This is a genomic window from uncultured Bacteroides sp. (assembly GCF_910585845.1).
In the GTDB taxonomy this organism is placed as follows: Bacteria; Bacteroidota; Bacteroidia; order Bacteroidales; family Bacteroidaceae; genus Bacteroides.
On record NZ_CAJUHF010000039.1, the window covers coordinates 1 to 8,906 of the forward strand.

1 protein-coding gene is annotated in these 8,906 nt (G+C 49.7%); it reads left to right on the forward strand.

Going from position 1 to position 8,906, the window contains the following annotated elements:
- Nucleotides 1–75: 75 nt before the first annotated feature.
- Nucleotides 76–8,892 (forward strand): hypothetical protein, encoded by an 8,817-nt coding sequence (locus tag QZ323_RS10830; protein WP_294634702.1) that lies wholly within the window; start codon nucleotides 76–78, stop codon nucleotides 8,890–8,892.
- Nucleotides 8,893–8,906 lie beyond the last annotated feature (14 nt).

Sequence of the window (8,906 nt, forward strand, 5' to 3'; positions counted from 1 at the left end):
TGTGTGCAACTTTTTCATTTGTAAATATTTAGATTCTTAATTCAACCAACGAGTAACACCACCTTCGTCATCCGGGTGCACGAAGGCACACTGTGGCCGCGCTACTCCTTCATCAACGAAGACCCGAAGTCTGCCTCCGTCATCCTTCGCCGCATCACGGCAGGAACCGGAACATTGCGCATCGAAGGCGGCTACCGCGCCACGGGCAACACCGCCGAACGTGCCTCGTTAGATTACCGTACCATCATTGATGGTAACACGGAAGCTACTAACATCGACGACGGTCTCTATCACGTCATCACCGTAGAGAGCAATGCCAAAGTAGAGTTAGACGGTTTTCACGTCATCAACGGCAACGCTGCCAATACCGCCACCCAACAATACGGCGCAGGCATGCTGGTGTACGACGGTGCCACTGTCACACTGAGTAATTGCATCTTCGAGAACCACACTGCGGTGAACGGTGCCGCCATCTATGCCCCCTCCACCGCCTCACTGACGCTGACCAACTGTATGGTGAACAATAATACCAATCTGACTGACAGTAATCCGGTGATTCATGCAAGCGCGGGCAAGCTGACGCTGAACCATGTGACGGTAGTCAATAACTTAGGAGCCGCACCCGAAGGCATAGGAAACACAGGAACAACCTCGTTTGCAGCAGGCAACAGCAGCAATAACTCCATTGACGACATCGCAACGATGGGTGGAGAAGGAGGACAAGAGAACTTTGCCAACCCAACGCGCAGTCAAGGTGCCACGTTAGGTTTCAGTACGTGGTTAGGCGGCTACTCCTCATTCCGTCCGCTGACCAGTTCAACTACGGCAGGTACAAAAATCATCAACCAGGCTACTTCCACCACCAACACTCTGACGACCGACATCACCGGAAGCGCCCGTAATTTAGGCGGTCTGCCTGACTTGGGAGCCTACGAAGCGGATCTGCCTGAAGCAGGAACGATACTTTATGTCCGCACTCCTGCGGATGGTGGAGATGACAACCACAACGGTTTATCGTGGGAGCAGGCATTTGCCACGCTGGAAAAGGCACTGAGTACAGCAGAAGCCTCAAATACAACAGTCAAAGTCGAAGAAATCTGGGTAAGCGAAGGTACGTACACACATAAGAGTGAAGAAACAGAGAAGATTCATGACCAATGCTATGCTTACAAATTCGTAGAAGGTGTCAATGTCTATGGAGGATTCAGCAAAGAAGGAACTCCTAACAAAGACGACAGAGATCCCAAAGCGTATGAGACTATATTGCAACCGGGAGATATTAATCCGGAGGAAGAGGCTAATAATAAACGTGTATCGTACGGTCGTGTACTGGTACAAGAGAGACCTTTCAGTACAGAAACTGTCTACGACGGTTTCACGTTACGTAACGGCTATCTCTTTTCTACTTACCGTCAGGATATAACAGGTAACATTTTTAATGTTAATACAGATCAAGTCGGGACGACGGGAGGAGCCGGGGTTTATCTATTAGGAAATGGAGTGTTAGAAAACTGCCAAGTAACCAATAACTTGATAGCAGTTAAACCACATAATACCAATTTGATTCAAACCGGAACAGGAGCAGGTGGGTTTCATCAGGCAGGAGCAGGTGTCTATAACAACGGTGGTACCATTCGGAACTGCCTAATTACTCAAAATAAACATTGGCACTTTTTGGCAAGACCCCAAAATGGTAACACTGAATCGGCTTGGATGTACGGAAGTGGATTGTACATGAATAATGGCAATGTGTACAACACTGTAATCAGTAATAATTCATCTCAAGTCTTTGCAGAAGAAGAAACCGGATATCATGAAGTCGCTGTGGGTTCCGTTTTTTTAGTCAATGGAAATTTCTATAACAATACCATTGTGGGAAACGAAGCTCATCTTACTCAAGCAAACCATGTAAAGATTGCCATAAGTGGTATCTTCGTATATGCAAACATAAACATGTATAACTGCATTGTATCAGGAAACAGAGACGATATCCATGGCAATTCTGGATCTACAAAACTTTATGATTATCCGGTAGCAGCATTCACATATACAAATACTTACCAAGAAGATTCTGAGAAAGTACACGCATTTTACTCATGTATCAATATCGCAGAGAATGATCCTAAAAATCTGTGCACAACAAACGACATGAAGAAATATAGGACTTCAACCAACAAATATGCCGATCCACAATTAGATAGCGAATACAGGCTTCAACCGAACTCTCCTGCACTGAATACCGGAATTGAAGCGATAGAGGGTATCATCTTTCCCGACTACGATGCCGACTACACAGCCCGAATCAAAGACTGTACCATCGACATGGGTGCCTACGAGTACGACAATTTGGCAAACATCAGCCCTAAGGTTAAAGGAGAGTATGCCTACTATTATGTGACGCAAAACGGTAAAGGCATAAGAAATGCCGGGAGTGAAGCCAATGCTGCTTGCGCGCAGAAGCTGCAATCGGTTCTTGATGCTGCGGGAGAATATAAGAAGAACCATCCCAATAGTAAGGTCATCGTCAAGGTAGCAGGCTATCCTGAGACAGAGAGCAGTGAAGCGACCTTCGTCTACCACGCCACAGCATTAGCTGAGGAAAACAATCCCAAGAGCTACAGTTACGTCATCCCCTACGGCGTAGTGGTAGAAGGCGGATACAATGATCTGGATGACGATTGGGAAACTGATAAAGAGGGGAAAACCTATAAACGCGACGTCCTGACGTACAAGACCGTGTTCAGTGCCATACACGAAGCAACCGCTACCACACCAGCCATCATAGGCTACCATACCGTTACCTTCGGGCAAAAGCCGGAAGACTGGACAGGCAGTGAAGCGCAAAGCGTGATAGACGGTATATGGCTTACAGACGGTTCCTCCAACTCCACGTCAGGTGCAGGCAACCCCAACATACGTGGTGGAGGTGCCATTGTGGAAGCATGGGCACACGTGCGAAACTGCGTAGTAAAAGGGTGTGAAGCCATCATGGGCGGAGGGCTCTACCTGAAACCCGGTGCCACCGTCTCCGGTACCGCCATCCTGAGCAACAGCGCCGAAAGAGGCGGAGGTATCTATGCCGAGAGCGAAGAGGAAGACGTGGACGACAATGGCAGCAACAACAACGGTGGCAACGCCAAGCGTTCACACCTCATCTCCTGCACCCTTGCCGACAACAATGCTTCGAACATCGGCGGCGGGCTTTACCTGGAAGATGGCAGTGCCATGAGCACCAACTGCGTCATCTGGGGCAACACCGCACCTTCGGACAAGAACGTCAGCGGTGTAGTAAGAAAGCAATTTAAAGATCCGCAATGGGCAACGGTCTTCAACATCGGAACGACGGAGTTCTATCCCTTCAACTCCTGCTTTGTGGAGAGCCAGGCAATACCCGCCGACTTTGAAAACAACGTCATGGAGAGCGATGGAACGAAATACTTTGTAGACTCCGAAACGCTGAAGGATTACCGGCTGAAAGAATTTTCGCTCCTCATCAAGCGAGGTACACTGAAAGTGTATCACGACAACCTGGAGGCAGAGTTCAACGTAGCCGCACAAGATATGCAGGGCATTGACCGCGTGCAAAACGTACCCGAACGTCTGGATGTCGGTGCTTTTGCCTACGATGGCGGCATCCTGCCGGAAATCACCAAAGAGAACGTATTCACCCGCCTCTTTGTAAATCCTGCCAACACAGTGAAACTGACAGACAAGGAGCGAGCCATCGACTTTCTTGGCAGATCATTCTTCACTCCGTTCGCTACCCTGAATGATGCGTTGAACTACGTCAATGAAGTACGGAAGAAACTTCCCGACGAGCATAAAGATACCAAATTCGAGATACTGATGAGCGGCGGTATCTACAAACCCTCCGTACTGCGTAAAGAGTTCAGCGAGAATGTCACCTACAGCCATCGGCTATACAGCTTTATCGTACCGTACGGTGTCAATATCTACGGTGGTTTTAAGGGAAATGAGCTGTATGCTTGCAAGGATATGACTCTTGACACCCAAGAAGGCAATAAAGATTTAAAATATGAACCGAACATCATTCCACTGCTAAACGCCCGTTCCTTTGCCGACTTCAACAACAACGGCATCGAAGAACCCTGGGAACTGGCAGAGCAGACCATCCTTTCCGGAGAAATCAACACCTCCACCCAATCGAAGAATGTCTACAAGGTGATCTATACCAATGCACCCGAGGGCGCACACAGCCCTCTGCATGACGTCCACCTCGACGGACTGACCATCAAGGATAGCGAGACTTTCAACAAGCTGAGCGATGAAGTAGAAGGAGATGAAGCAGGACGAGGCGGAGGCGTCTACTCCAACGGAGCGGACTATACCATCAGCCGCTGCCGATTCATGAACAACTTCGCTATGCGCGGAGGTGCAGTCTATGTACGCAACGCACGCCTCAACCTTATCGGCTGCACATTTGCCGGCAATGGTACGGTAGAGAATCCCGACCTGACGACAACCGATCTGGAACCACGCGGCGGAGCAGTCTACGTGGCGGACATCAACAACCCAAGCAACGAAATCGCCTCGCTCTATGCCGTCAATTGCCTCTTTGCCAATAACGAAACAGTCGGTAAAGGTGGAGCCATCGGTACGACTTACAATGACACGAAAGGCGGAACTGACATCACTATTCCCGGCGATACCTACAGAACGCCTATCATCAACCTGATGAACTGTACCATAGTGCGTAACAAAGCGCAGCAGAACGCAGTAGTGTATAACAATAGTAACAAAGAAACCACAGAAACGACAAGCCGTATAGTGAACACACTGGTATGGGGTAACGAAAGTAGTGAGCAAGATGCATCGACCGACCTCAGCAACTTCGATATCCGGTACTCGGCAAGCGACTATAACTATGGCGGATTCTTTGCGGAAGACAATAAATTCCATAACATCCCGCTCAACAGCGAGAATATGCACATGGATGGTCCGCACTTCACTCAACCCTCAGAACAAGCAGGTGTGGATGGTTACACCGGTACCAGTCTTTGGAATCCGATAGCTCTCTCCATGGCTACGGATAAGGGATGCGGAGGAATGAATGTTACCTATTCGGGAGAAACACTCGAAGAAACGGAAATTACCGGTGAAGTTACAGATGATGAAAACAATCTCACTACAGACAGCTATGCCCAATGGTTTATAAAAAACGATTTGCAGGAATACAAGGAGGTGTACATGCCTGTGTACAACGACGAAAACCTTCCACGCTACTCCGGTCCGTTAGATGAATCTACCGGCAAGCAGGGTGATAAACCTATCGACATCGGCCTGTATGAATACCGCTACAAAACCGGCTTTGATGCTATGCCTGCCATTTATGTGGCCACAGAAGAGAGCGGCAACGGTTTGGGCAGTGACTGGGCTAATGCGACCTCCAATCTGCGCGACGCCATCATCGGGGCGGCACATCCTATACAAGAAAATGGTTCACGTACCATTTACGTGCGTGATGGGCAGTATGACTTGCCACGCCTCTCCAGCACCGGTACTGCTTTTATGCTGGATATGCAAAACACGAACATGTCCGACAATCTGACCATTAAGGGAGCCTGTACCGGTAACGGGGCTACGCAGGACTTCAGCAAACAGAGTGTCATCCGCACACACCATCAAATCATTGCCAATCGTTTGCTGGAAGTCAGCATCCCGGACAGACAAGAGAATGCAAACGGAAATACTGTAACTATAGAAGGTTTCACCTTCATCAGTGATATGCTTAATACCAATTCCAGCCAAGAAAGCGGTAACGGCGTGGAGGCAAGCATCGGCAAGGACGGCAAACTGATCATGAAGAACTGTGCTTTCCGCAACAATCAAGGGACAGGTATACTCATCAAGCACAACGAAGGGAAAGCCCTCTTCTACAACACCCTGATAGCGGATAGTGAGAACGGACTGGGAGTGGCGGAGACTACCACTGGAAGGACAGTATTAGTAAACACCACCTTTGCCAACAACAAGACAGCCCTGACGAATAGCAACTCTAATACTGAGGTTGGCAATTCTAATGCTGAGGTTTACGATTCCAATGTTGAGGTTTACAATCCTAATGTTGAGGTTTACAATTCGGTATGGTGGAACAACGGCGGAAAGCCTACCGCTTTCAATGTAGAAGAACGTGATAACAAGGTGTTCGAGAATACATACAACTTAGCAAACGAAGTTGAAAGAGCCCAAGCCATAGCCAACAACACGGACATCATAAACGGTCCGAACTTCATCGACCCGTTGAACCAAGACAACGTGGAAGCACGCGACTACCGCTTCCGCCCCAACCTTACCATGCTGAACCAAGGTAAGAATGACCACTATATAAAAGAGGTGTTGAACGACGGGGCAGAGGATGGAACGTCTACTGAAATCCCCGATGAAGAAAAAGCATTGGGCAACAAGGCACGCGTGGTAGATAGTAGGATAGATATCGGTGCCTACGAGTATGAAGCCGAGCTGCAACCCATTGTCTACGTGAAAGCGAACGTAGTGGGCAACACCGACGGCAAGAGCTGGACTACCGCCCTGACCGACCTGCAAGCTGCTGCAGACCTTGCCGGTATCTATACCTATAATCATGCGAATCGTAACGGATATGTCTTTGTGCACAACAACGTAACGAATACTCCGCTCCACCTCCGCCTGCCCCGCACCAAGGTATACGGTGGCATGAACGATGAACTTACTACCTTCACAGAGACGGATACGGAAGAAAAGACCAAGAAGATCGTGACAGACCTGCTCAATAAGCGCAAAGGATTACTGGAGGCTACCGCCCACTCTACGCTGAGTGAAGTGACACTGACTGCCAGCGATGCACTTGCCGATGGTTTTGTGATAGGCACAGCAGACAGCAGTACTGATGATGCTCCGGTCGCCACCGTCCGGCAAGGAACACTTGCCACATCGGTAGTGGAAGTCAACGTGGCAGGCAGTACGACAGGCGAAAGCACGACAGAGGCAGGCCTGCTCTACAATACCTTAGTGAAGGGTAACGTAGACGGAGTAAAAGCCGTAAACGTGACAGCAACCGGAAACATTGCTGAACCAAGCGGAAACATTGCCGAACCAAACGGAAATGCAAACAACCGTATGAATGCTGCTGCGGACAATCTCTATGTAACGGACAGCTACTGGTCCTATCAGTTGAACGAGACTTCGGAGGATATCGACAAAGGAACAGATGCTAAAACAGAAGATTGTATCCAAAAGGTAGGCCACAACCGTGACATCGCGGGCAATAAGCGCATCCGCAACACGGTGGACAACGGCTGCTTCGAGACATGGGACATCAACAGAAAGAGCGATAGTAGCAACGGAAACGACAACGGTAGCGACGGAGTCATCACCGAAACCGACTATCCACGCGGCAAGTCTGTGGTCTATGTACGCGAGGGTCTCGAACTGCTGCTCGACAATGACGCCAACTACGACATTACCGCTCCATTCAATCCGGGGGTACTGCTACTGGAACATCAGGCTGGATTGCGAGGCAACAACAAACCCATCTCCCTCACCAACTTAGTGGTAGAACGCAAGGTAGAGGCAGGAAAGGCTGACATGACGTATATGCCCTTCACGGTAACCAACGTAACCAATCCTTATCCTAATACCGATGCAACAACCGCCACAAGCGTCTCCGTGAAACATTACGACGGTAATGCGCGCGCAGCCTACGCCTATACATTCGACAGTTCCAACGGAACGGCATGGAAAGAGGTTACTACCTCCCCATACAGCAACATGGGACTGCTATTGGATAACACAGGCAACAGCACAGAAGCACGTGTACGTTTCTACGGAGAAGCAACAAACACAACAACGACTGTTTATACGGAGAATATGAGCCAGTCTCTCCAAAACGTGACGCTGAAGAGGTATAACTTCAACGAGACATGGACGTCATCCAACGGGAACAGCAACCGCTTCACGCACAAGGAGAACATGAGTTGGAACCTCTTCGGCTCGCCCTACCTCTGCGCCATGAACTACAAAGACATGGAATATGGACGTGTACTCTATGGCCTCGACGGCTCAGCATACCGTACCGTGAATACCGAAACCGAAGGACAACCCGAAGGATATATCCCTGCAGGCGATGCCGTCTTCACCCAAACGGCTACACTGAAAGACGCAGAAAGTTTCAACGTTGCCCAACCGACAACGAATAATCTAAAGAACGGTACACCATATCAAGGATCGGAAGCACTGACCATCAGCCTGACGCGTGCCGCCACAGGCGAAGCGGACAACGCTTCTGCCGCCGACCTGCTGCAACTGAAGGCAGTGCCCACAACCGAAGCCCGTAACGACTTCGACCTATCTGCAGACGGTGTCAAGTGGATGGCTGCGGGCGAACCACAACTCTATGCCCTCCGTTCGGGCAACCGTTACTCCCTGCTCTCTGCCGTCGACATCGAAGGCAGCTTGTCCATCGGTGTATCCATACCCGCAAGCGGTATCTACACCCTTGCCCTCCCCGACGGATGCGACACTTACGGTTATGATGCCGTGGTGCTGGAAGATGCTGTCACCGGTCAGACTGCCGACTTACTGGAAGGTAGCTACGACTTCAACGCCCCCTCTGCCGGTGACCTTGGTCATCGTTTCACCCTCCGCTTCCAACGTCCGACAGATGATGTAGAAAGTAGTATCCGGGTATGGTCGGATGTACGCGGTGAAATGAGTATCGCAGGTATCGCCAGCGGCGATCTCTTATTGTTATACTCTGCCTCCGGCACACTGCTCCGCCAGCACGCCACCACTTCCGATCAAGTAACCCTGACCGGTTTCGAGACGGGCATTGTCCTCGTCAAAGTAGTACGAAAGGGAGAGAAGGCGGTGATTTGTAAAGTTAGGGTGAAGTAGTTATGGAAGGAGTT